Raw genomic sequence first — 22,930 nt, 5'->3', positions numbered from 1 at the left:
GATAACACCATGACTTGATGACAATTCTATGACATAGAGGATATTTAGCCAGTTATTGGCCACCAACTTAGTGCAATACCTGCAAAAATTAACAATCCAGACCAATGATTATTAAGGAATGCCTGGAAGCAGCGATCACGCTCACGGTCAGCAATTAACCGCTGTTGGTGGGCAAACGTAGCGGCCATACCTGCTAGCCCAAGCCAGAAAAAACCACCTAAACCAACACGCCATCCTACCCAGGCAAGTAATCCCAGTGTCATCACTTGCAGCACACCAATTATCAAACGGTCAGCGCTACCAAACAGCACCGCGGTAGATTTAATGCCAATTTTAAGGTCATCGTCGCGGTCGACCATGGCATATTGGGTATCGTAGGCAACGGTCCACAACACATTCGCGCTAAACAATAGCCATGCTTCAAACGGTACATGGCCCAATACCGCACCAAATGCCATGGGTATCGCCCAAGAGAACGCAGCCCCCAAGACCACCTGGGGAAAGTGGGTATAGCGTTTCATAAACGGGTAGATAAACGCTAAGACAACACCGCCTATCGAAAGCAGCACCGTAAACCAGTTGGTCAATAGCACTAAAACGAAAGCAGTGGCTACCAGCGCGATAAACAGCAGCTGAGCCTCGGTTTCACTGATACGGCCAGTGGCTAGCGGACGATGCTTAGTGCGCTTTACATGACCATCGAAATGGCGGTCAGCGTAATCATTGACCACGCAACCCGCGGCGCGCATAACGTACACGCCGGCAATAAAGATCAGCAGCACATTTCGCCCAGGCACGCCCTCTGCCGCTAGCCACAGTGCCCATAAGGTGGGCCACATCAATAGCCAAGTACCAATCGGGCGGTCCAACCGCATTAAATGTAAGAAATCTGCCACTCGGGCCCATCCCGTTGGCCGCAACAGAGAACGATCCATGCTTACCTCTCAAAAAGAAAACGCTGGCGATAGCCTAGCGCGAAGGCAGGCCAAGATCATCAGCCATGGTCGATAAAAAGTACTCCTGCACCAAGAGTGACAACCCACTATGCTGAAACACTGAGCGTCGCCCCCATACGCTGTCTAAAAGTGAAGCTGACTGTTCGGCGACAAAGCGTGGCTGATGGCAGGTGGCATAGAGCGGCCCACGCACCAAATCAGGCTGTTGAAATAACCAACTGCCTAATGAGCGCTCGCCAAGTCCTTCTAATCCCTTCCCTTGCAATTGGCTGAGTGGTGCTACTGAGCGCGCGACTACCCACGGCATATCATCCAAACACAGCGCCACTTCTCTCAGCCATGCATAGCGGCGTGGTTCAATTCCCAGTGCTAGCGCTTCATCCCGCAAGGGTAAACCAATCGTTTGACGAAGCAATTGCACCCGAAACGCTTTTGTACCGCCTGCAACGGTTAGCCGCGATGTTAAGGAATCCGTCGATGCTACCCACTGCCACCACGAAGCGCTCATCGCAGGACGAGCCGCAGCAACGGGGAGCCAGTGAGGAAATAGCAGGTGAGGAAATAGAGAGGCTTGCCGAACAGTAGGGGCGATCACCAGGGTCTCCAAGGCGGTCAATACAGAGAAAGCTAGTGTAACATGGTGACCTCACTGGCTTTTGTTCCACCGACTTTTGGTGACTGCATGCCCGCACACGAGACACCGTTATCTCCCCGTTCGCGTTCAGCGCTGATTATTATTGGCACCGGTATGGCGGGGATTGGCCTTGCCCGCGCCCTACGACGACATGGCGATACACGTACCATTACCCTTATCAGTGCTGATAGTGGCGATGATTATAGTAAACCATTGCTCTCCACTGGCTTTGCGAAACGCTTAACGCCAGACCAACTCGCCCAACGTGACGCCCGCGACGTCGCAAAGGAACTCAATGCCGAGTTGATTACCCACACCCAGGTCGTGCAACTGCATGTGGATAACCAACGCGTAGAACTCAGTAATGGCCACCAGCTCCACTATGACGATCTAGTGCTAGCCACTGGTGCGGCGCCCCGTACGCCTTTCAGCGTGCCCGAAAGTGTCGCCAAACGATGTTTCACGGTGAACGACTTAGACGAGTACCGCCGCTTTTATGCCGCGTTAGGACCAGCACCGGCACGTGTAGCAATTGTCGGTGCCGGTCTGGTGGGCTGCGAGTTTGCCAATGATCTTTATGCAGGTGGCCATCAAGTCACCCTCATTGCGCCAGAAAGCACGCCGCTGCAACGTCTGCTCCCCGAACCGCTAGGCCGGGCGCTGGCTAATGCATTCCAAGAAGCAGGCATCCAACTTGCGTTAGGGCATAACCTGCAAACACTGGCGCTTGAAACAGATAACACCCTCTCACTTCGCCTTGAGAATGGCGACCGTTATGCTGCCGACATCGCGCTACTCGCCACCGGCTTAGCCCCGCGCACTCAGCTTGCTGAAGCAGCCGGACTGGCGGTTACTCACCGAGGTATCGTCGTTGATCGCCAATTACGCACCTCTCAACCGAACATATTTGCGTTGGGCGATGTGGCTAGCGTTGAGGGAATTAACGCTATGTATGTGCAGCCTTTGCAAGCGAGCGTAAAAGCGCTGGCGTCAACACTCGTTGGAAACCCAACCAGCGTCAGCTTCGGTGCGTGGCCAGTCATTGTAAAAACAGCATTGCTACCCGTGGTTGCCTACCCACCGGCAACCACGCCGGCACAGTGGCGAATCGAGGGAAAAGAGGGTGAAATGACAGCGATTGCTGAAAATAAAGACGGACGTTTGATTGGATTTGCGTTGACAGGCGGCTGCGTGAGAAGGAAAGTGGAGCTTTCCAGAGTAGCACCTGCGCTGCTAGGCTAATTCTCGCCGCATTCACGGCTAGGCTAAGCTAGGCAGTGCTTCTAACAACACTGATGAGCTTACGCTTGATTTTCACATAGGGAGATACCTTTATGCGCAAACCTGAACTCGCCGCCGCAATTGCTGAAAGCGCAGATCTATCCAAAGACAAAGCAGGCCAAGTCCTGAACGTTATTTTGGACGAAATCACTAACAGCGTTGCCAAAGGCGAAGATGTCGCTCTCATTGGTTTTGGAACGTTTACCGTGCGCCAGCGTGCCGCACGTACCGGCAAAAACCCACAAACTGGCGCGCCCCTGCAGATTCCCGCCAGCAAAAACGTTGCGTTCAAGCCAGGCAAAGCGCTTAAGGACGCCGTTTCCTAATGAAACTCAAGCTGACGCTGTGGCTACTGAGCTTACTGCTTAAAAGAGCCCTGCGACGCAAGCCGCGCTTTCGTGAACAACTTGAGCGTATGCGCGGCCTGGACTGGGGTGTTGCCACGGAAGACCTTAGTATTGCTCGGTATTATCGAATGACCTCGAAAGGCATTGATACCGGCAAAGGACTACCCGTTGACCTAGACCTTGAGCTTCGTTTTCGCGATCAGGATGCCGCGTTGAAAATCCTTAAAAAGCCGACGCAACAGGCATTTCTGGACGGCATGGTAGCTGGCGAAGTCCGCCTAGTGGGCGACTCCGCCGATATGAACAAGCTTCAAAAGCTACTGAAAAATATGTAATAACTAACCCGCCACCTCAAGGTGGTGGGTTCCTTCCTAAGATTTCTCTTATTGCCCCTGCTATCTTTCAGACTAGGCTCTCACTGACCAGCCCCTCGCTGCCAAGCATCACGCTTGCTCGGTTACGTTTTGTATAGCCATTGAGCACGGCCGTTGAAAACAGCGGGTAAAGACAAGCACACACTCTTCCCTCTATACTAAGCATTAAACTAAAGTCTAAAAAAGCGACCCATTAGAGACTCTATGCCTATTTCATTGCCCCTGCGGCGTCTATGGACCCTAGACAAGTTCGCCTACAGCCTGCGCGTGTTTATCGCGTTCAGCGGGGCGCTGCTGTTTAGCGGTTTGGCAGGAGACATCGCGCTGGTGATTCCGCTGTTCTTAGGCATTATTGCGAGCGCTCTTTCTGAAACTGATGACAGCTGGCAGGGACGCCTGCAGGCGCTAGTAGTCACGCTTGCCTGCTTTGCATCGGCGTCGTTTGTCGTGCAGTGGCTTTTCCCCTGGCCGTGGCTGTTTGCAGTTGGGCTGGCAGTTTCTACCTTCACCTTAATTATGCTGGGCGCTATTGGTCAGCGGTACGCGACCATTGCGTCGGGCACGTTAATCCTATCGATCTATTCAATGATCAACATTGAGCAGCACGGTGGCGTGGATGAAGACGTAGCTTCTCGGCAGTTGCTGTTGCTTGCAGGCGCAGCGTGGTACGGGGTTATCTCGATCCTTTGGTGCGCCCTTTTTTCGCGGCAGCCAGTTAAACAAAGCATGGCGCGGGTATATAAAGCGCTAGGTGAGTTTTTAATATTGAAGTCTGCGCTGTTTGAGCCTGTCCGTGGGGTAGATCTAGAGGCGCGTCGCGTGGCGCTAGCCAGGCAAAACGGCAAGGTAGTCGATGCCCTCAACCAAGCAAAAGAAATGATTTTCCGCCGATTAGAAGGGCAACGTGGCAGCCGTAAGCTAAATCGCTATTTACAGATTTACTTTATCGCCCAGGATATTCATGAGCGGGCAAGCTCTACCCACTACCCCTATAGCGCGCTCACTGAAGCGTTTTTTCACCATGACGTCCTCTTTCGTTGCCAGCGACTCTTAGACCAGCAAGGCCGCGCCTGCCGCCAGCTGGCCAAATCGCTATTGCTTAATCGCCCCTTCGGGCATGAACAGAGCGAGCAGGCACTGGCCGACCTACGCGCCTCTATCGACAACCTAAGCGAACGCGGTAAGCCAGAATGGCGTCCGCTCATGCACCCGCTCAATGCACTTGCCGATAACCTGTCTATCTTGGAAGCTCAGATTGCCAGTGCCCACAATCCAGATACCGACGATGACCGTCGTGATAGTTCACTTTACGACCGCTCCCCCTCTAGCGTGCTAGAAGCGTGGAAACGCGTTCAGCTAAATTTGACGCTGGGTTCACCCACATTTCGTCATGCGGTGCGCTTATCTACCGCGCTTTTAGTGGGCTATGGGCTGCTTCAGTGGCTCGACCCTGAACAGGGCTTTTGGATTTTGCTGACCACACTGTTTGTCTGCCGCCCCAATTTTGCCACTACGCGGCGTTTTCTCTCACAGCGCATTTTAGGCACTGTACTCGGCCTAATTGCCGGCTGGGCATCCATCAGTTTGTTTCCCCAGGCCAGCATTCAAAGCATGATTGCGGTGGCCGCGGGCGTTTGCTTTTTTGCCAACCGCGAGCGTCATTATGTTATCGCCACCGCCTCAATCACACTGCTGGTACTGTGCAGCTTTAACCAGGTCGGCGACGGCTTTAATCTGATCTTACCCAGGCTATTGGATACCTTGGTGGGTTCACTGATTGCAGGGCTAGCAGTATTTTTTATTCTGCCTGACTGGCAGGGGCGCCGACTATATCGGGAAGCCGCGAAAGTTCTCAACAACCACCGCCGTTATTTAGATGAAATCGTTCACCAGTACGAAGAAGGAAAGCAGGACGATTTAGCTTACCGTTTAGCCCGCCGCAATGCCCACAATGCAGATGCAGCGTTCTCAACACTGCTCACCAATATGCTCCACGAGCCGGGGCACTATCGCAAACAGGACGCAGACAGCGGCCTACGCTTTCTAGTGCTTTCTAATACGCTGCTAAGCCATTTATCTGCCCTAGGCGCTCATCGCCATCAGTTGGCTGAAGATGAGGATGACGCTGCCTTGGTACCCCTGGCCAAGCGCATCAGCGAGCTGCTGGAGCAGTTGGCAGAGCAGCTCAACAAGCGCCAGCCCGTCACGCCCTTGGCTGATCAGGTTGACGATTTATTAGCGCAGCTGGAGCAGAATGCCTCAGATTCTCTCGAAAAGAAGGGCTCAGATGAAGACGAAAAAGCCATTACCCTTTACCGTCCCATTCAAAGCCAGCTACGCCTGATTGCCACACAACTAGGGCCCCTTGGTGAAGCCGCCAACCGTTTAACTGACGTTCCGGTAGAGAGCCACCAAGAAGAGAGCACCACTGCTTAAATGCTCCATCACGCCCTAAACCTGCCCGTAGCGCCCGGCGGCTTCGCCTAGCCAGCGCCGCACTAATACGGCGGTGACCTCAGTGTTGCCTTGAAGCGCCTGGGCCAGGGCGGTGACGCGCTCTATCTGGTCGGCGTCACGCTCAAGATCAGCAATTTTCATCTGGGCCAGACCGGTTTGGCGAGTGCCGAGCACTTCGCCGGGGCCACGAATTTCCAAGTCCTTTTCAGCAATACGGAATCCGTCGGTGGTTTCGCGCATTACGCCCAGGCGCTCACGAGAGCTTTTCGATAACGGCGGATGGTAAAGCAACACACAGAAGCTTTCCGTGCTGCCGCGCCCTACCCTGCCGCGCAGCTGATGCAGCTGAGAAAGCCCCAGACGCTCGGGGTTTTCGATAATCATCAGACTGGCATTCGGTACATCCACGCCAACCTCAATCACCGTGGTGGCCACGAGAAGGTCGAGCTCGCCGGTCTTGAAGGCCTCCATGACCTCGACTTTTTCGCTGGCCTTCATACGCCCGTGAATCAGACCAATGGCAAGCTCAGGCAGCGCCTGGGTCAGCTCATCTCGGGTGACTTCGGCGGCCTGACACTGCAGTACCTCTGACTCTTCAATCAACGTACACACCCAATAGGCTTGGCGCCCATCACTGCAGGCGTTGCGAATGCGTTCGACCACTTCAGGCCGCCGCTCATCAGACACCACCACGGTTTTAACCGGTGTACGCCCTGGCGGCAGCTCATCAATCACCGATACATCCAAATCAGCGTAAGCACTCATAGCCAGCGTGCGGGGAATCGGCGTCGCGGTCATGATCAGTTGATGCGGTGTTAGCCCACCCGCCTCGCCTTTCTCGCGCAGCGCCAAGCGTTGATGAACGCCAAAGCGGTGCTGCTCATCAATAATCGCCAGTCCTAGACACTGGAAGTGTACGTCGCTCTGAAATAGCGCGTGGGTACCCACCACCATACGGGCACGGCCATCGGCAATCGCGGCTTTGGCATCTAACCGCGCTTTACCTTTTAGCTTGCCTGCCAACCAAGCCACTTCGATGCCAAGCGGTTCAAACCAGGCTTTAAACGCCCGATAGTGTTGCTCAGCAAGGATTTCCGTTGGGGCCATCATCGCCGCTTGGCAGTTGCCCGCCAGCGCCGAGAGTGCCGCCATCGCGGCAACAACGGTTTTCCCCGAGCCGACGTCGCCCTGCACTAACCGTAGCATCGGGGCGGGCCGCGCAAGGTCTAGGGTAATCTCTTCCAGCACGCGACGTTGGGCTCCCGTAAGAGCAAACGGCAGTTGGGCTAAAAAGCGGGTTTGCAGGCTGCGACCCGACGGCAGCGACGGCGCACCATCGGCCTGAATACGTAACCGTACTTCACGCAGACTGAGTTGGTGAGCCAGTAGCTCTTCCAGTGCCAGCCTACGTGTAGCGGGGTGATGGCCATGGGCAAGCTGCTCTATATCCACATCCGGTGGCGGCTGATGCAGCAATTGTAGGCTAGCGTGTAACGCAGGTAGATTGAAGCGCTGGCGTAGGGCATCGGGAATCACCTCCGGCAGCGTCTCAGGGGAGCCCTGCAATAGCGCTAGCGCTTGTTGGGTAAGTGCGCGCAGTCGTGTTTGGTGCAGGCCTTCCGTAGTGGGGTAAATCGGCGTGTAATACTCCTCTACCGGCGTTTCGCTTCCGCCGCTTAGCCGATACTCCGGATGATAAATTTCCAGGCCTGTTGCCCCTGCGCGCGCCTCACCAAATGCGCGCACTGTCACGCCAGGGCGCATCTGTTGCTGCTGGGCGGGTGAAAAATGAAAAAAACGCAGACTTAAAATACCGCTGCCATCTCGCACTCTGACTAACAAACTACGCCTGCGCCCCTTCACAACGTCGCAAGCGGTGACTTCCCCTTCTATCACCGCCTCACTTCCTGCGCGCAGCAAACCAATAGGCGTTAGCCGTGTACGATCCTGGTAGCGCAACGGCAGATGAAATAGCAGATCGCTCACGCAGTCTATTCCCAATCGCGCCAACTTTAGCGCGAGCGCCTCACCAACCCCTTTCAGCGACGAAACCGGTGCAGAAAGGTCACTCATGAGGACGGGCTTGCATGGTGTACAGGTTGCTGGCATTGGCTAATCGCCTTGGCTAGGGCATCAATTGCTTTTGGCCGAGGAAAGCTTGCCCGCCACGCAATGGCAACGGTGCGCGAAGGCGCGGGCTCAACAAAGGGTCGGCTCACCAGCATGGCATTTTCATACTGATCAGTGCCCAGCGCCGACTGTGGCAGTACCGTAATTCCTAATTTAGATGCCACCATATGGCGAATGGTTTCCAATGATCCCCCCTCTGCAATCAGCGTATTATTGGGGCTATTAAGCTTTTGGGTAATCGCCGGACAGGCTTCTAAAATCTGGTCGCGGAAGCAGTGTCCTTCGCCAAGCAACAGCAGTCGCTCTTCCAACAAATCTTCTTTGTGGATCGCGTTGCGGCTTACCCAGCGATGGCTAGCGGGCATCAATACTTCAAAATGTTCATCGTAAATCGGCTTAGTGACCACGTCGGTTTCTGTGAAAGGAAGGGCCACGATAATCACGTCCAGCTCGCCACTGCGCAGTTTCGCCCGCAAAGAACCAGTCATGCCTTCTTCAATATATAGCGGCATTTGCGGTGCGGCACTCGCCAGTGCTGGCACTAAATGGGGAAATAAGTAGGGACCTATCGTATAGATAGCGCCTATGCGCAGCGGGTTAGCCAACTGGTCTTTTCCAGCATTCGCCATTTCGTAGATAAGTCGGCTCTGTTCCAACACGCGCTGAGCCTGAGCAACGATCTTCTCCCCCAACGGGGTGACTTGCACAGTTGATTTGGAACGTTCAAACAACGGCGTATCAAGCTCGTCCTCAAGCTTTTTCACCGCCACCGAGAGCGTTGGCTGTGAAACATGGCAGCGTTCAGCGGCGCGCCCGAAGTGGCGCTCTTGGGCAAGGGTTACGATGTAGCGTAGTTCTGTTAAAGTCATAGTGGTGCCAGTGGCATCCTCTCGTTGCAGCTCGTTACAGTTCATCGTGATAGCGAGATGGAAAAGGACAAACAAACCCTATTGAAGATGGCACATCTCATAGGGACTTTGTATCTGATAGGGAATATTAATCAAGAGGAGTGACCAAGGTGAAGCTAACGGTACTGATTATTGGCTGCGGAGATATCGGCATAACACTCGGACGCGAGCTCCTCAGTGAAGGACATCACGTTATCGGCGTACGCCGTCAGGTCGAGGTATTAAAAGACACCGGCATTGAGCCATTAGCGCTTGATCTTAACGATCTTGAAGGTGCCGGTGCTAACGCACTGCCTCGCGCTGACTACGTTATTTATACCGTCAGCGCTGATCGTTTCGAGGAAAGTGCTTACCAAAGCGCCTATCCGGATGGCCTCAATCGTGTGCTTGGCGTGCTGGAACAACATAAGACCCCGCCGAAACGCATCTTTTTTGTGTCGTCGACCAGCGTCTATGGCCAGCAGGAAGGCGAGGTCGTTAGCGAAGACAGCCCAACCGGATCAACAAGCTTTTCTGGCAAGCTGATGTGTGATGCCGAACAAGCGCTGATTAACCATACGATTCCCGGCACGGTGGTGCGCTTTTCCGGGATTTATGGCCCTGGCCGTGATCGTTTGATTCATCAGGTCGCGGAAGGCCGCATCGCTGCAGTCACGCCGGTCAGCTATTCCAACCGTATTCACCGTGATGACTGCACCGGTATTTTGGCGCACTTAATTCGCTGTCAGGAAAAAGGCGCTCCACTAGCTGACCTTTACCTAGGCAGCGACTGCGAGCCCGTCACCCTGCATAACGTGATGGCGTGGTTAGCCAAACAGCTCAAGGTTGAATCTACCGAGACCATGCAGTCGCCGCTGCGCCGTCGAACCAGTAAACGCTGCGATAATAGCCGTATCCGTGAAACGGGCTATGAATTTCGCTATCCGACCTACAAAGAAGGCTACGCGCAGGTGCTAAAAGAAGGCGGCTTCTTAGCACCACAGAAAGCCTAATCTGTTCGGCATTAATTTTGCTTCGCACTGATTTTTTGTGCTTATTTATCAGTACTTATCTATTAGTACTTGTTTGCTAGTACTTGTTTGCTAGTACTACCCTCAAAAAAAGAGCGAGCACTTGATAATAGAGTGCTCGCTCGTTTTGCTGGAAACAGTGGACCCAGTGGCTTAGTCGCCAATGACCATCACGGCTTCTGCTTCCACTTGGCTGCCTTTAGGCAGCGCTTTGACACCGACCGCTGCACGGGCAGGGAAAGGCGACGAGAAGAACTCTTCCATCACCTTGTTCACGATTGCAAAGTTATCCAGATCAACAAGGTATAAGTTGAGCTTAACGATATCACCAAGCGTGCCGGCCGCTTCTTCACAGACCGCCTGCAGGTTGGTAAATACCTGACGTGCTTGCGCCTCAAAGTCGTCAGAGACAATTTCCATCGTCGCCGGGTTCAGTGGGATCTGACCCGAAAGATACACCGTGTTGCCAGCCTTAATTGCTTGAGAATAAGGGCCGATTGCAGCGGGGGCTTTATCAGTGTTAATAACCGCTTTGTTGCTCATGAGATAGCATGCTCCTGTCGTGATAGATGTCGTTATAAATATGATATCGTTATAGATATAGTGGTAGATATTAATTCTTATGGCCCGCCATAGCGGTCGCTGCCAGCCCACAGCTAGCAGCACACTAACGGGTAATTAATTGGTCATTCTGGTTATTTTGCCGACATTAGAAAGGTTGCGAATACGCTTAATAATGCGCGCAAGATGCACCCGGCCTTTTACGGATAAGGTTAAATTAACGATTGAAAGCCGTGCATCACGCTCTTCAATGCCGATACGCTCGATATTGGCGTCAGCATCGGTTACTACGCCAGCCAGCTCAGCCACCAGCCCACGACGGCTCTCAATTTCAATGCGCAGAGCAACCGGGAAGTCTTCATCTATGCTGTCCGACCACTCAAGTGCAAACAGCTTCTCTGGGTCGTTTTTACGATCACCTAGGTTTTTGCATTCACTGCGATGTACCACCAACCCTTTGCCAACTGACAAGTGGCCAACAACGGGGTCGCCCGGCAACGGATGGCAGCAGCGAGCAAAATTAATCACCATACCTTCGCTACCGCTGATAACGACAGCTTTTTCACTATCCGCACTGAGAACGTAGTCAGCATTGCCGCCATTGGAGACATCAACCAAGCGACGCGCCACTACATGGGCCATACGATTGCCCAAGCCAAGCGACTCTAACAAAGCATCTAGAGAAACGACGTCCAGCTCTTTAAATGCTTTCGCAAAAACACCTTCATCCAGTTCTTCAAGGCTGGTTTCAAACGGCGCCAGTGCTTTATTCAACAGCCGTCGCCCTAAGATAATCGCTTCTGCCTGCTGCTGGTGCTTCAATGCATGGCGTATCGCGGAACGCGCTTTTGCCGTCGTGACGAAGTTGAGCCATGCCAAGTTAGGCCGTGCCCCTGGGGCAGTAATGATTTCCAGCGTTTGGCCACTTTCAAGACGCGTTGAGAGCGGTGCTAAATGGCGATCAATACGGCAAGCAATGCAGTTATTGCCAATATCGGTGTGTACGCTATAAGCAAAGTCGATCACCGTCGCGCCCTGGGGCAGCTCCATTATGTCGCCTTTGGGGGTAAATACGTAGATATCGTCTGGGAACAAGTCGTTTTTGACGTGCTCAATAAACTCCAGCGAGTCACCCGCATGGCGCTGCATTTCTAGCAGCCCTTTTACCCAAGCACGGGCACGGGCATGGCTGCCTTCAGCAATAGGATGGGTTGTTTGCCCGGCTTTATAGAGCCAGTGGGCCGCGATGCCGTTATTAGCCATCGCCTCCATCTCACGGGTGCGGATCTGCACTTCAATTGGCATCCCGCCCTGACCAAACAGCGTGGTGTGAAGACTTTGGTAGCCGTTGGCTTTTGGGATAGCGATATAATCTTTAAATCGCCCTGGTACGGGCTTATAGAGATTATGCACCACGCCTAAGATGCGATAGCAGCTAGCGACATCTTCAGTAATGATGCGAAATCCGAAGACATCCATAATTTCTGCGAACGGCTTACGCTGGTCGCGCATTTTCTTATAAATCGACAGTAGATGTTTCTGCCTGCCGATCACGGTGCCTTTAAGTCCTTCATCGTCCAGACTCTGCTGTAGCGATGACTGAATTTCCCGCATTGCGCTACGGCGGTTCCCCCGCGCGCTGGCCACCGCGCGCTTGATGCGTTCTGCACGCATGGGGTGAATCGCCTGGAAAGAGAGGTCTTCAAGCTCAACGCGAATCGTATTGATACCTAAACGCCCCGCGATACGGGCATAGATTTCCAGCGTTTCTCGGGCAATACGGCGCTTCTTATCCGGCCGCAGTGCTCCCAGCGTGCGCATGTTATGCAGACGGTCAGCCAATTTTACGATAATGACGCGGATATCCCGCGACATCGCTAACACCATCTTCTGGAAATTTTCCGCTTGGGCGACGGCTTTGTCTTCAAAGGTGATCTGGGTCAGCTTGGAAACACCATCCACCAATTCGGCGACAGGCTTACCAAATTGAACGGACAGCGCCTTTTTCGAGACACCGGTATCTTCGATGACATCATGCAGCATGGCAGCCATCAAACTTTGATGGTCCATGTGCATATTAGCCAATATATTAGCAACCGCTAAAGGGTGGGTCACATAGGGTTCACCAGACCGACGGCGTTGGCCGTCGTGGGCTTGCTCGGCATAATAGAAGGCGCGTTTGACCTGCTGTATTTCGTCTGGAGGTAAATAGCCGCCAAGTCGATCGGCCAGGTCATCAATGGTGAACATTTACCGCGCCCCTAGTCGCTTCTTAGCCCAGTCTTTCAAACACTAGTCGTCGATATGTGTGGTAGGTGCCATCGCTGGACGTGCACGAACCGGGGCTTCAACCGGCTCATCTAGCACGGTGTGGTTTACAAGGCCGGCGGCAATTTCACGCAGCGCCATAACGGTAGGTTTATCGTTCTCCCAGGGCAGTTGCGCTTCACGAGAGCCACGGGCAAGCTGGCGCGCGCGCTGGGTAGAAATCATTACCAGCTTGAAGCGGTTCTCAACATTTTCCAGACAATCTTCAACGGTTACGCGAGCCATGGGGGCCTTCCTGTAATGACAACGCTGGGCCAGCGTTGTGGTTAAACGCCGCTGGCCCAGCAAAAAAAGTGGTAATGGAACCTGCTAGATTACTCGACGCTAGGCGCCTGTGACAAGAGCGCATCGAGCAGTGGCGCATGACGCACCTGCATCGCCTCACGTGTTAAGCGGCGACTGATCACTAGCGACTGTAACTCTTGCAGCGCTGTGGTGAAATCATCGTTGATCACTAAGTAGTCGTATTCATCAAAATGGGACATTTCGCTAACGGCATCACGCATGCGCCGAGCAATCACTGCGTGTTCATCGGTACCGCGGCTAGAAAGACGACGCTCCAGCTCGCTACGCGAGGGCGGCAAGATAAAAATCGATACTGCCGAAGGCATTTGTTCACGTACCTGCTGGGCGCCTTGCCAGTCGATCTCTAAAATAACATCTTGCCCCGCGTCCAGCACGGTTTGCGCCGCACAGCGAGACGTACCGTAGTAATTATCAAAGACCTTGGCATACTCAAAGAATTCACCGCGCCCAATCATCGCTTCAAAGTCGGCTACGTGAGTAAAGTGGTAGTTCACGCCATCCACTTCTCCCTCGCGCTTAGCTCGCGTGGTATGAGATACCGATACCTGAATACCATCCAAGCTCTCGATCAGCTCGCGGACCAAGCTGGTTTTACCAGCACCCGACGGGGCAGAAATAATAAAAAGCGTACCCTGGGACATGAAGCGCTTCCCTAATTAGCAAAAGATAGATAGCGAAATGATAGTCAGCGAAAGATCGTTGGCGAAGATAAACAAGACAACGGCTATGCGTTGTACTGTGTATAAAGTAGCGCGCAGTATCGCACACCTGTGCCATGGACTGTAGCGTTTCAGCGCAGTCACAGGGAGGTCATTATGCGCAGTACGATCTTTATTTTATGTTTAATTACCCTGGGAGTAGCGTTCCAAAAAGGGCTGATTGAGATTCCCCGCCACTGGGCACCTTGGGCGCCGCTCTATATCGATGACCCAATAACGCCCATCACTCAGCTAAAGCTCAAACGTCTAAACGATGATCGGGGAGCCTGTTTAGCCGCACTGGACACCGTGCCAGAAAGCGATCTTCGATACACACCATTAGCCGATTATTCCCCAACCGAAAGCTGTCCACTGACTAATATCGTGCGTATGCAGTCCAGTAGCGTTCGTTTTAATCAAAGCTTTGTCGCTACCTGCCCGATGGCGCTGGCCTGGGTAATGTACGAACGCCATGCCCTGCAACCCGCCGCCCAGGAAATCATGGGCAGCCGAGTGGCCCAGATCAACCACGTTGGCAGCTTTGCCTGCCGTAACGTCTATGGCCGAGAAACAGGCAGGCGCAGCGAACATGCTACCGCTGAAGCATTGGATGTGGTGGGGTTTCAGTTTGAAAATGGTCAGCGCATTACGCTAATCAATCACTGGGATGACGAAGGCGAAACAGGGGAATTTTTAAGAGCAGCGAGAGATGGCGCCTGCGACACTTTTGGTAACGTGTTGGGGCCAGACTATAACGCCGCACATGCTGATCACTTTCACCTAGGCATGCGCGGCTTTCGGTTATGTCGTTAGTAAACACTCATTGATAACGTTCAGCCGTAGCGAAAGTGCGTTTCTCAAGCCAGCGCCCCCAAGCAAAAATCACTAGCCCGCAAAGCGCTAAACCGGTACCGACTAACCCCGTGCTTGACCAACTGAAGCCTGCGCTAATCACCAATCCCGCTAACCACGCACCTAATGCATTCGCCCCATTAAAAGCGGCATGGTTAAGCGAAGCCGCCATCGTTTGAGCATCTTCTGCTACATCCATTAAACGGGTTTGCAACGCAGGTGCTAACGCCATGCTAGTGCCTACTAATCCTACAAATAACAGCCCCGTCCAAACGTTGTTAGCGGCAAAATAGAACAACCCCTGAATCACCGCGCACCACACCAAGGTAGCGGGAATCGCGCGCATCAGGTTCTTGTCCGCTGCACGGCCGCCAATTAAATTCCCAGCAATAGAACCAAGGCCAAAAATCACCAGCACAAGTGGCCCCAGCGCTTCACTCATACCCGCCTGCTGAGTAAGCGTGGGCATCACATAACTAAAAATAGCAAACATACCGCCACAGCCAATACAGGCAATGGCCACCGTCACCAGCACACGCTGCTTTATCAATGCCGACAGTTCACGCAGCGGGCTTGCTAAAGCATCGAACGGCTGCACAGGTACCCACAGACGAATCAATAGCGCGGTCAACAGCGCAATAATGCCCACCGCTGCAAAGGCGATTTGCCAGCCAAACAGATTGCCTGTCCACGTGCCTAACGGCGCGCCAATCAGAATCGCCAACGTTAAGCCCATCATTACCCGTGAAATAGCCCGTGCTCGCTGATCAACGGGCACTGCGCCCGCGGCCACCAGGGCGGCTACACCAAAGTAAGCACCATGCGGTAATCCGGCGATAAAGCGCAGCCCTACAAATGACCAAAACCCCGGCGCCATGGCACTGGCGATATTGCCGACGGCAAACACCAGCATCAGTACAATGAGCAACGCCCGCTTTGGCGCCCGCGCGGCAAAGGCAGAAATCAGTGGCGCACCGACCACCACGCCAAGGGCATAGCTGCTGATGGCGTAGCCCACCTGGGGCACCGTCACGGCAAGATCCTCCGCGACACGGTTCATTAACCCCATAATGACGAATTCGCTGGTGCCAATACCAAACCCACCTAACGCCAACACGACTTCTGCCAACCGCGGGTTACGTGCCAATCCCGATGACGACGCCTGCATACTTTTCTCCCCAAGCGCATTCAACGCCTGATCAACAAAACGGTCTTTTATAGCGGCAAATGATCGCAGGATTAGACAAAAGTAGAAATATGCGACGCCAAAAAAGTTAGCGGGCGAATAAGATAATTCCAAAGGGGTTACAACGCTAATGGCCTATTTTGTTAGTGTGTTTTTAAATTTATAAGCAGGTGGAATATTCATGACACTTGAGACTATCGAACGCGCCATGGCCGCACTCGCTAAGGTCGACCCAGATATCGCCCGTGCCTATCCACTCGTTGGCGCACCCGAGCCGCGCCAACGCGACCAAGGCTTCGCAACGTTTTTTAGCACGATTGTTAGCCAGCAGATTTCGACGGAAGCAGCTCGCGCCATTATGAGCCGTGTGAAGGCACTGCTGCCCGAATTGAGCGCAAAGGCGGTGATGGACGTTGAAGACCAAGCGCTGAGAGATGCAGGGCTTTCCTGGCGCAAAGTGGCGTATGCCAAAGGGCTGGCGGAGGCAGAGCTTGCAGGCACGTTCAGCGCCGATGGGCTGGCATTGCTGAGCGATGACGAGGCGATTGCCGCCATCACTCAACTGCGTGGCTTTGGACGCTGGAGCGCCGAAATTTACCTGATGTTTTCGCTCCAGCGCATGGATATATTTCCCGCCGACGACCTTGCTTTACGTGTAGCGCTTGGCCGTCTAAAAAAACGGGAAGGCAAACCCACGCCTAAACAGGCTCGCCAGTTAGTCGAACACTGGGGGCCCTGGCGTAGCGTGGGGTCGCTATTTTTATGGCACTACTATCGTGGAGAACCGCTTTAAGGAACGATCTTACCCGTCAGATCATCATCGTGATCAGAAGGCGATGGCGGGGCTATGAGTGCCTCAGGCTGAGCAATAAAGCGATACGCTAATGCCCCTAACGCCGCACCGATCATTGGCGCTACCCAGAACAACCACAGCTGAGCCGTCGCCCAATCACCCACATACAGCGCAACGCCCGTACTGCGCGCTGGATTCACCGAGGTATTGGTCACCGGAATGCTGATCAGGTGAATAAGCGTTAAGCCCAAGCCAATCGCCAAAGGCGCAAAGCCTGCCGGTGCACGACCATCGGTTGCCCCCATAATGATGAAGATAAACATCATGGTCATCACGACTTCAATGAGTAGTGCTGCCATCATGCTGTAACCGCCGGGTGAATGCTCTCCATACCCATTGGATGCAAATCCAGCCGACACATCAAAACCCGCCTGACCACTCGCAATAAGATACAGCACACCGCCGGCAACAATAGCACCCAGCACTTGCGCGCCAATATAGTAAGGCAACTCTTTTGCAGGGAAGCGCCCGCCCACCCAAAGCCCTATCGATACCGCAGGGTTTAAATGGCAGCCCGAAATATGCCCAATCGCATACGCCATCGTGACAACCGTTAAACCAAAGGCCAGCGATACCCCTAATAGGCCAATACCTACGTCTGGGAAAGCCGCCGCTAGCACCGCGCTGCCACAACCACCCAACACTAACCAAAACGTACCGATTAACTCCGCTGCGTACTTTTTCATATCCCTACTCCTCTAATGTCCAAGCACCATTGGGAACACCGCGCCAGCTAATTAAGCACCGACAAGGCACTTATTCATGTGTACGCAGTAATGCGCGCACTCAGTGCACGACTCTTGTTTAATTAATCAAAAGTAAGAAACTAGTTCTTAAAAACTAACCACATTGTTAAATTCTGTCATAGCGACTCAGTGTAAAAACTCATTCAACTAATCGCCTACAACAAAGACAAGCTTTTATATACCAGCCTTTAAAACCGGGCAACTAAATATCACCCAAGGCTTTAAATTAAACAATAAGAAACAATTATCGCATTAATAATTAACGCTAAAAATCATGAATTAATTAAACTGCTAAAAAGTGTTTCTTTAACACTTTGATTTTTAATTGACTAATAAAAACCATTAAGGAAGCACTAATGCTACTTAAAACGCCCGCTAGCGATTAGCGGTCATCGCCTACTCATCGTTCAACCGGCCCACCATCTGAAACGAATCGCCCGTTGGGCGCACGACGATCATTTCGCCTGAGCTCACTCCACCGCCTGTGAGCGCCGTAATATTGACCTGATGGGTCACCAGCAGCAAATTACCTGGGCCATGCCAAGCAGCTATGTGCTCACGCGCCGTTTGCGTGCGTGCACCTCGCTCACTGCGCTGACGAAAAAACGAATCTAACCATGGGGTTGGCTCCACGCGGCTCAACGCCATTAGCTCAGCAGTTTCCAGCGCCCGGCACCAGCGAGACGAATACACCGAGGCAATAGGCACATCCCGCTCACGAAATGAACGACCAATCGCCTCAGCCTGAGCGCGCCCCTGGGCTGAAAGGTTACGCTGTGTATCGCACTGAGAAAGCTCAAACCCAGCCGGATCACCAATGCCTGGAGCCAGTGCGTGACGCATCAGAATCACCAAGCCGCCTTCCTGCAGCGCCTGCCAAGTTGATTCGTTTGCGTAAGCGTTGATGGGCAGTATGCCGAGAATAACGACCAGAAGCGTGAAAGTGACAGTGCGCAAGGTGAGCATGAGGGTGTCCAATCAGGTTGGAAGCAATTAGTGAGCCTACCGCACACCACACATCGTGAGTAGATGCTAATTCAACGCCCTCGATGCTATTAGCGTCAGTCTTACCTAAGCCTTTCAATTTAGAACGGGCAGTGATGCTGAAGCCCGTTATCTCAAAACTCGGTACCACCGTTACGCCCGCCCCTTCGAACTTATCCATGCTCATCAGCGCATCAATCGACTGCTCCAGAGTGATCCGCTTGCCGATAAGCTTTTCAGGTGCCAGCTTGCCAGACTGTATCATCGCCAGCATGGCGTCATAACGGTGGGCCTGCATGCCATGACTGCCCAGAATTTCAAGTTCGTGGGCAATAACTTTACTCATGGGAATGGCAGGCGTGCTGTTCTCAGCCAACATCAGCCCAACCTGAACTGCGGATAGAACAAGCACGCGGTCAAGTGCGCCAAGCCGTGAATACGGCCATGGTACAAAGCTACTGGGAAATAGGTCGTTTAATTGTCGAGCACGAACAGCAGGACAATAATCGTGCTGAGTATGGTAAGCAACCGCTACAGCAGCTCTCACAACAGCTTACCGAGCAGCTGGGCAAAGGCTTTGATGTCCGCAACCTACGCAATATGCGCCAGTTTTATCAAAGCTTTCCAAAACGGAACGCAGTGCGTACCGAATTGAGCTGGACTCACTATCGAACCCTGCTGCGAGTGGAAAACGCCCAAGCTCGCGATTAGTATTTGCACGAAGCGATCACCCAAAGCTGGAACGCTAGGGCACTGGAGCTCGAAATTAGCACTCCCTACTACGAGCGCCCGCTTAGCTCCGCCACCAGCATCTGTCGGTAGGTGAGGACAGTCGCCTCTACCTCGATTGCGCTCCAGGGTGTCGCTTGGCTCATAATTTTCACTCAATATTCTGAATCTGTTCCCGCATCTGCTCAATTAGCACCTTTAACTCCACTGCGCAGCGGGTTGTCTCAGCCACAACCGATTTTGACGATAGCGTGTTAGCTTCGCGGTTGAGTTCCTGCATTAGGAAATCCAGGCGGCGGCCTTTGGGGCCTTTTTGGGCCAGCTGGCGGCTGACTTCTTGCACATGCGCTGTTAGGCGGTCCAGTTCTTCGTCTACGTCGGCTTTCTGTGCCACCAGTACCAGCTCGGCTTCCAAACGTTGAGGGTCGAGTTCGGTTTTGGCGACTTCCAGGCGCTCTAGCAGTTGGGCGCGCTGGCGCTCTAAAATTTGCGGCAGCAAGCTGCGCACGGTGGCGACTTGTTCACTCACAGCCGATAGGCGAGTGGTGATCATCTCAGCGAGTTTTTCGCCTTCTCGGGCGCGGGCGTCGATCAACTCGTCTAGCGCTTGGTCAAACAGGTTTTTGGCGGCGGCTTTAATGACGTCTTGATCGAGGTGCTGGGTTTCCATAACGCCGGGTTGGTTAAGCAACGCCAGCGTGGTGGGCGGCACGGCACTGGGCACCTGTTGCTGAATGGCGGCCAGGGCATCGGCTATTTCTTTTAAGCGCTGGGCGTTAACTGCAGGGGCTTGGTTGGCTTCAGCGGCTTCAAAACGCAGACTGCACTCTACTTTCCCCCGCGCTAGGCGTGTGCGTAAGGCGTCGCGCAGCACCGGTTCTAGCTCGCGTAGAGCGTCGGGCAGGCGAAAGTGCGGTTCCAGATAACGCTGATTCACCGAGCGGATTTCTACCTGCAGGGTGCCAAACGGGGCGGCCTGCTCGGTGCGGGCAAAGGCGGTCATGCTGTGTACGTGGCGTAGGTTGGCCATTAAAGTTTCCTGTTCATCGCGCATTTAGGTCAGTCTAACCGATCTTGTGCTGGTAGATACGTCTGCCTTGAATAGGCCCATCAGCGGTGGCGTTGACGTGTACAATAGAGGGCTTTCCCACTGTTAAATTGATGTGAGGTGCTATGCGTCCTGATGTTGTTCGCCCTAGCGGTCGTGAAGCCGACCAGCTCCGTGAAATTCGCATAACCCGCGATTACACCCGCCATGCAGAAGGTTCGGTACTGGTGGAGTTTGGCGATACCAAGGTGCTGTGTAATGCGAGCGTAGAAGCGGGCGTACCACGCTGGCTGCGTGGCAAAAATCAGGGTTGGATTACCGCTGAGTACGGCATGTTGCCCCGTGCCACTCACACCCGCAGTGGCCGTGAAGCGACGCGTGGCAAACAAGGTGGCCGGACGCTGGAAATTCAGCGTTTGATAGGCCGTAGCCTGCGCGCAGCGATTAACTTGAAGAAGTTGGGCGAATTCACCATTACCGTGGATTGCGATGTGATCCAGGCCGACGGCGGCACCCGTACCGCGTCGATTACTGGCGGCTGTGTGGCGCTGGTAGATGCCATTCGTTATCTGCAGCGTGAGAAGAAGATCAAAGGTGATCCCTTTAAACAGCTGGTTAGCGCAATTTCGGTGGGTATTTATAAAGGCGTGCCGGTACTGGACTTGGATTATCCGGAAGATAGCAAAGCTGACACCGATCTGAACGTAGTGATGACTGAAAGTGGCGAGCTGATTGAAGTGCAGGGCACCGCGGAAGCAGGCGCGTTTAACCGTACCGAGCTGAATGCGATGCTTGATCTCGCTGAGAAAGCGGGCTCCGAGCTGCGCGAAAAACAGCGCGAAGCACTGGGTATTCGCGGCTAAGCCATTATTTAGCAAGTACTCAACGCACTTACGCAAACAGGCCAGCTTTTAAGCTGGCCTGTTGCTGAGACGGGTAATGCGACGCGGGAAAGTGAGCGCTTACAGCGCTAAGTCATACTCAACGATCAGCGGTGCGAACTCAGAGAAGGTCGCATCGTAATCAATCCACGCGTCGACCACATGGCGACGGAAGTTGGGCCCGACCAGCTGGTAGTCGATCCGCCAGCCTTCTTGGCGCTCACGGGGCACGTCTTGGTCGAGCTTTGGCCACCAGGTATATTCGCCAGCATCGCGATTAATTTCGCGGAAAGTGTCGATAAAGCCGGTTGGGCCAAGCACCTGATCCATCCAGGCACGCTCTTCCGGGCGAAAACCAGAGGTAAGCTGATTATCCGACCAGTTGGCCAAATCGATGGTTTTATGGGCAACGTGCCAGGTACCACAGATGATGTATTCGCGACGTTTGCGCGACATCTTCGTTAGGTACTCTTGGTACTGCTCCATAAACGCCTGTTTGGCTTTTTGATCACTTCCATCAGGCATCAAGAAGGTGGCGATGCTGAAGCGGTCATAATCCGCCTGCAGAAAGCGCCCTTCGTGATCACACTGAGGGAACCCAAGGCCGTACATAATCGCCTTGGGAATTTTGCGGCAATAGAGTGCCACACCGGAGAAACCATCTTCTTCTGCATCCAGGAAATAGCCTTCGTAGCCTTCCGGATAGAGAATATGGTCGTCCAGTTCAAAACTTTTTGCCTTGATGTTCTGCACGCAGATCACGTCGGCATCCTGCTGAGCCAGCCAGTCCAGGAAGCCACGATCGACGGCATCACGTATACCATTGACATTGATGCTGGCAATTTTCATAAATCGTCCCTTTTGCGTCGCTGCTGTATGATACCCGACGTTTAGACGTTTGGGTAAATAGACAAACCAAATCTTGCTATTTAACCCCGTTTTATTGTTGCGTTTACTTACATTCCTATCGACAAGAGAAGACCGCCGTGGCCACCACTCTACAACCCTATCAGCGCGATTTCATTGCCTTCGCTATTGAGCAGGGCGTGCTCAAGTTTGGCGAGTTCACGCTTAAGTCGGGGCGAGTAAGCCCTTACTTTTTCAATGCAGGCCTGTTTCAAACCGGTCGTGCCTTGGCCAAGCTGGGCCGGTTTTATGCCCAAGCGATTGTCGATAGTGGCCTGCAGGCAGATGTGTTGTTTGGCCCAGCCTATAAAGGCATTCCCTTGGCGGCGGTCACCGCTGCGGCCTTAGCTGACCACCATGACCGCGATATGCCCTACGCGTTTAACCGTAAAGAGGCCAAAACCCATGGCGAAGGTGGCAATATTGTTGGCGCACCACTGACCGGCGATATTTTGATCATTGATGACGTGATTACTGCCGGGACTGCTATCCGTGAAGTGATGAGCCTAATTGAGCAAAGCGGTGCCCGCGCGGGTGGCGTGATTATTGCGCTAGATCGCCAAGAGCGCGGCCAGGGCGAACAAAGTGCTATCCAGGAAGTTCAGGCTCAGTACGGCATGCCGGTTGTCAGTATTGTCACCTTAGAGCAAGTGCTTACTTACCTTGAAGAGCATGCTGGCGGCGAAATGCTTGCTTACGCTGAGGCCGTACGCGCTTATCGCGACCGCTACGGCATCACCGGCTAGTCGCTCCAT

General features: G+C 53.5%; 23 protein-coding genes and 1 pseudogene. 10 read left to right on the top strand and 14 right to left on the bottom strand.

Annotated elements, in window-relative coordinates:
* Positions 1 to 44: 44 nt before the first annotated feature.
* Together ubiA and L1X57_RS06035 are read right to left on the bottom strand one after the other, a co-directional pair.
* A complete protein-coding gene (gene ubiA / locus L1X57_RS06040) occupies positions 45 to 935 on the bottom strand; it encodes a 4-hydroxybenzoate octaprenyltransferase (protein ID WP_009723275.1) in 891 nt (296 codons plus the stop codon).
* Between the two features lie 34 nt (positions 936 to 969).
* On the bottom strand, positions 970 to 1,551 hold the full coding sequence (locus L1X57_RS06035) for a chorismate--pyruvate lyase family protein (RefSeq protein WP_234667963.1): 582 nt from the start codon (positions 1,549 to 1,551) through the stop codon (positions 970 to 972).
* Positions 1,552 to 1,638: 87 nt separating this feature from the next.
* On the opposite strand from L1X57_RS06035, the gene L1X57_RS06030 reads away from it, so the two are divergent.
* From L1X57_RS06030 to yccS, 4 genes are all read left to right on the top strand, one after another.
* Complete coding sequence (locus tag L1X57_RS06030) at positions 1,639 to 2,832, top strand: NAD(P)/FAD-dependent oxidoreductase (protein WP_039869065.1); 1,194 nt, start codon at positions 1,639 to 1,641, stop codon at positions 2,830 to 2,832.
* 92 nt (positions 2,833 to 2,924) lie between these two features.
* Complete coding sequence (locus L1X57_RS06025; protein WP_009723279.1) at positions 2,925 to 3,197, top strand: HU family DNA-binding protein; 273 nt, start codon at positions 2,925 to 2,927, stop codon at positions 3,195 to 3,197.
* Entirely contained in the window at positions 3,197 to 3,553 is a 357-nt protein-coding gene (locus L1X57_RS06020; RefSeq protein WP_009723280.1) for a hypothetical protein, read from the top strand. The genes L1X57_RS06025 and L1X57_RS06020 overlap by 1 nt, the downstream gene beginning before the upstream one ends.
* A 243-nt stretch (positions 3,554 to 3,796) precedes the next feature.
* Positions 3,797 to 6,028 (top strand): YccS family putative transporter, encoded by a 2,232-nt coding sequence (gene yccS, locus L1X57_RS06015; RefSeq protein ID WP_009723281.1) that lies wholly within the window; start codon positions 3,797 to 3,799, stop codon positions 6,026 to 6,028.
* A 15-nt stretch (positions 6,029 to 6,043) separates the two neighbouring features.
* Here the strand turns inward: yccS and recG are convergent, their stop codons facing one another.
* Together recG and L1X57_RS06005 are read right to left on the bottom strand one after the other, a co-directional pair.
* On the bottom strand, positions 6,044 to 8,122 hold the full coding sequence (gene recG / locus L1X57_RS06010; protein WP_009723282.1) for an ATP-dependent DNA helicase RecG: 2,079 nt from the start codon (positions 8,120 to 8,122) through the stop codon (positions 6,044 to 6,046).
* Positions 8,119 to 9,048 carry a hydrogen peroxide-inducible genes activator gene (locus L1X57_RS06005; protein WP_009723283.1) on the bottom strand — a complete coding sequence of 310 codons (930 nt, stop codon included), beginning with the start codon at positions 9,046 to 9,048 and terminating at the stop codon, positions 8,119 to 8,121. The genes recG and L1X57_RS06005 overlap by 4 nt, the downstream gene beginning before the upstream one ends.
* A 149-nt stretch (positions 9,049 to 9,197) precedes the next feature.
* On the opposite strand from L1X57_RS06005, the gene L1X57_RS06000 reads away from it, so the two are divergent.
* Positions 9,198 to 10,079: an SDR family oxidoreductase gene (locus L1X57_RS06000; RefSeq protein WP_009723284.1), complete on the top strand. Its 882-nt coding sequence runs from the start codon at positions 9,198 to 9,200 to the stop codon at positions 10,077 to 10,079.
* Positions 10,080 to 10,250: 171 nt separating this feature from the next.
* On the opposite strand, the gene L1X57_RS05995 is transcribed toward L1X57_RS06000, so the two are convergent.
* The 4 genes from L1X57_RS05995 to gmk all read right to left on the bottom strand — a co-directional run bounded on the left by L1X57_RS05995 (position 10,251) and on the right by gmk (position 13,933).
* The gene (locus tag L1X57_RS05995; protein ID WP_009723285.1) at positions 10,251 to 10,640 is read right to left on the bottom strand and encodes a RidA family protein; all 390 of its coding nucleotides are present in this window, start codon (positions 10,638 to 10,640) and stop codon (positions 10,251 to 10,253) included.
* A gap of 135 nt (positions 10,641 to 10,775) precedes the next feature.
* Complete coding sequence (locus L1X57_RS05990) at positions 10,776 to 12,908, bottom strand: RelA/SpoT family protein (RefSeq protein ID WP_009723286.1); 2,133 nt, start codon at positions 12,906 to 12,908, stop codon at positions 10,776 to 10,778.
* A 42-nt stretch (positions 12,909 to 12,950) separates the two neighbouring features.
* Entirely contained in the window at positions 12,951 to 13,211 is a 261-nt protein-coding gene (gene rpoZ / locus L1X57_RS05985) for a DNA-directed RNA polymerase subunit omega (protein ID WP_009723287.1), read from the bottom strand.
* Positions 13,212 to 13,300: 89 nt separating this feature from the next.
* Complete coding sequence (gene gmk, locus L1X57_RS05980; RefSeq protein ID WP_009723288.1) at positions 13,301 to 13,933, bottom strand: guanylate kinase; 633 nt, start codon at positions 13,931 to 13,933, stop codon at positions 13,301 to 13,303.
* A 174-nt stretch (positions 13,934 to 14,107) separates the two neighbouring features.
* Between gmk and L1X57_RS05975 the strand changes: the two genes are divergently transcribed.
* Positions 14,108 to 14,803 carry an extensin-like domain-containing protein gene (locus L1X57_RS05975; RefSeq protein WP_009723289.1) on the top strand — a complete coding sequence of 232 codons (696 nt, stop codon included), beginning with the start codon at positions 14,108 to 14,110 and terminating at the stop codon, positions 14,801 to 14,803.
* A gap of 7 nt (positions 14,804 to 14,810) precedes the next feature.
* On the opposite strand, the gene L1X57_RS05970 is transcribed toward L1X57_RS05975, so the two are convergent.
* Positions 14,811 to 16,010 carry an MFS transporter gene (locus L1X57_RS05970; protein ID WP_009723290.1) on the bottom strand — a complete coding sequence of 400 codons (1,200 nt, stop codon included), beginning with the start codon at positions 16,008 to 16,010 and terminating at the stop codon, positions 14,811 to 14,813.
* A 199-nt stretch (positions 16,011 to 16,209) separates the two neighbouring features.
* Between L1X57_RS05970 and L1X57_RS05965 the strand changes: the two genes are divergently transcribed.
* Positions 16,210 to 16,821 carry a DNA-3-methyladenine glycosylase family protein gene (locus L1X57_RS05965; protein ID WP_009723291.1) on the top strand — a complete coding sequence of 204 codons (612 nt, stop codon included), beginning with the start codon at positions 16,210 to 16,212 and terminating at the stop codon, positions 16,819 to 16,821.
* Here L1X57_RS05965 and aqpZ read toward each other — a convergent pair.
* The 3 genes and pseudogenes from aqpZ to L1X57_RS18850 form a co-directional block, all read right to left on the bottom strand.
* Positions 16,818 to 17,567 carry an aquaporin Z gene (gene aqpZ / locus L1X57_RS05960; protein ID WP_009723292.1) on the bottom strand — a complete coding sequence of 250 codons (750 nt, stop codon included), beginning with the start codon at positions 17,565 to 17,567 and terminating at the stop codon, positions 16,818 to 16,820. The two genes, L1X57_RS05965 and aqpZ, sit on opposite strands and share 4 nt — an antisense overlap.
* Before the next feature lie 456 nt (positions 17,568 to 18,023).
* Positions 18,024 to 18,470: a histidine phosphatase family protein gene (locus L1X57_RS05955; RefSeq protein ID WP_009723293.1), complete on the bottom strand. Its 447-nt coding sequence runs from the start codon at positions 18,468 to 18,470 to the stop codon at positions 18,024 to 18,026.
* A gap of 277 nt (positions 18,471 to 18,747) precedes the next feature.
* Positions 18,748 to 19,005 (bottom strand): annotated as a pseudogene (locus L1X57_RS18850) (alcohol dehydrogenase); the annotation flags it as partial.
* Between L1X57_RS18850 and L1X57_RS05945 the strand changes: the two are divergent.
* Positions 19,005 to 19,322 (top strand): DUF1016 N-terminal domain-containing protein, encoded by a 318-nt coding sequence (locus L1X57_RS05945; RefSeq protein ID WP_326491351.1) that lies wholly within the window; start codon positions 19,005 to 19,007, stop codon positions 19,320 to 19,322. The pseudogene L1X57_RS18850 and the gene L1X57_RS05945 sit on opposite strands and share 1 nt — an antisense overlap.
* Positions 19,323 to 19,491: 169 nt before the next feature.
* Here the strand turns inward: L1X57_RS05945 and L1X57_RS05940 are convergent, their stop codons facing one another.
* A complete protein-coding gene (locus L1X57_RS05940; protein ID WP_009723296.1) occupies positions 19,492 to 20,370 on the bottom strand; it encodes a YicC/YloC family endoribonuclease in 879 nt (292 codons plus the stop codon).
* A 143-nt stretch (positions 20,371 to 20,513) separates the two neighbouring features.
* On the opposite strand from L1X57_RS05940, the gene rph reads away from it, so the two are divergent.
* Positions 20,514 to 21,251 carry a ribonuclease PH gene (rph, locus tag L1X57_RS05935; protein WP_009723297.1) on the top strand — a complete coding sequence of 246 codons (738 nt, stop codon included), beginning with the start codon at positions 20,514 to 20,516 and terminating at the stop codon, positions 21,249 to 21,251.
* 99 nt (positions 21,252 to 21,350) lie between these two features.
* Here the strand turns inward: rph and L1X57_RS05930 are convergent, their stop codons facing one another.
* Positions 21,351 to 22,118 carry an exodeoxyribonuclease III gene (locus L1X57_RS05930; RefSeq protein ID WP_009723298.1) on the bottom strand — a complete coding sequence of 256 codons (768 nt, stop codon included), beginning with the start codon at positions 22,116 to 22,118 and terminating at the stop codon, positions 21,351 to 21,353.
* A gap of 137 nt (positions 22,119 to 22,255) precedes the next feature.
* Here L1X57_RS05930 and pyrE point away from each other — a divergent pair, with 137 nt between their 5' ends.
* On the top strand, positions 22,256 to 22,921 hold the full coding sequence (gene pyrE, locus L1X57_RS05925) for an orotate phosphoribosyltransferase (RefSeq protein ID WP_009723299.1): 666 nt from the start codon (positions 22,256 to 22,258) through the stop codon (positions 22,919 to 22,921).
* Positions 22,922 to 22,930: the final 9 nt, after the last annotated feature.

The organism is Halomonas sp. TD01, from assembly GCF_923868895.1.
Taxonomy (GTDB): Bacteria; Pseudomonadota; Gammaproteobacteria; order Pseudomonadales; family Halomonadaceae; genus Vreelandella.
Note: the sequence above shows the minus strand (reverse complement) of the source record. Positions and strands in the feature narration are given on the sequence as shown.

Bases quoted from the DNA above. Each gene is read 5' to 3' on its own strand.
- ubiA (WP_009723275.1), bottom strand. From the start codon at position 935: ATGGATCGTTCTCTGTTGCGGCCAACGGGATGGGCCCGAGTGGCAGAT.
- L1X57_RS06030 (WP_039869065.1), top strand. From the start codon at position 1,639: ATGCCCGCACACGAGACACCGTTATCTCCCCGTTCGCGTTCAGCGCTG.
- L1X57_RS06025 (WP_009723279.1), top strand. From the start codon at position 2,925: ATGCGCAAACCTGAACTCGCCGCCGCAATTGCTGAAAGCGCAGATCTA.
- L1X57_RS06020 (WP_009723280.1), top strand. From the start codon at position 3,197: ATGAAACTCAAGCTGACGCTGTGGCTACTGAGCTTACTGCTTAAAAGA.
- yccS (WP_009723281.1), top strand. From the start codon at position 3,797: ATGCCTATTTCATTGCCCCTGCGGCGTCTATGGACCCTAGACAAGTTC.
- recG (WP_009723282.1), bottom strand. From the start codon at position 8,122: ATGAGTGACCTTTCTGCACCGGTTTCGTCGCTGAAAGGGGTTGGTGAG.
- L1X57_RS06005 (WP_009723283.1), bottom strand. From the start codon at position 9,048: ATGACTTTAACAGAACTACGCTACATCGTAACCCTTGCCCAAGAGCGC.
- L1X57_RS05995 (WP_009723285.1), bottom strand. From the start codon at position 10,640: ATGAGCAACAAAGCGGTTATTAACACTGATAAAGCCCCCGCTGCAATC.
- L1X57_RS05990 (WP_009723286.1), bottom strand. From the start codon at position 12,908: ATGTTCACCATTGATGACCTGGCCGATCGACTTGGCGGCTATTTACCT.
- rpoZ (WP_009723287.1), bottom strand. From the start codon at position 13,211: ATGGCTCGCGTAACCGTTGAAGATTGTCTGGAAAATGTTGAGAACCGC.
- gmk (WP_009723288.1), bottom strand. From the start codon at position 13,933: ATGTCCCAGGGTACGCTTTTTATTATTTCTGCCCCGTCGGGTGCTGGT.
- L1X57_RS05975 (WP_009723289.1), top strand. From the start codon at position 14,108: ATGCGCAGTACGATCTTTATTTTATGTTTAATTACCCTGGGAGTAGCG.
- L1X57_RS05970 (WP_009723290.1), bottom strand. From the start codon at position 16,010: ATGCAGGCGTCGTCATCGGGATTGGCACGTAACCCGCGGTTGGCAGAA.
- L1X57_RS05965 (WP_009723291.1), top strand. From the start codon at position 16,210: ATGACACTTGAGACTATCGAACGCGCCATGGCCGCACTCGCTAAGGTC.
- aqpZ (WP_009723292.1), bottom strand. From the start codon at position 17,567: ATGAAAAAGTACGCAGCGGAGTTAATCGGTACGTTTTGGTTAGTGTTG.
- L1X57_RS05955 (WP_009723293.1), bottom strand. From the start codon at position 18,470: ATGCGTCACGCACTGGCTCCAGGCATTGGTGATCCGGCTGGGTTTGAG.
- L1X57_RS05940 (WP_009723296.1), bottom strand. From the start codon at position 20,370: ATGGCCAACCTACGCCACGTACACAGCATGACCGCCTTTGCCCGCACC.
- rph (WP_009723297.1), top strand. From the start codon at position 20,514: ATGCGTCCTGATGTTGTTCGCCCTAGCGGTCGTGAAGCCGACCAGCTC.
- L1X57_RS05930 (WP_009723298.1), bottom strand. From the start codon at position 22,118: ATGAAAATTGCCAGCATCAATGTCAATGGTATACGTGATGCCGTCGAT.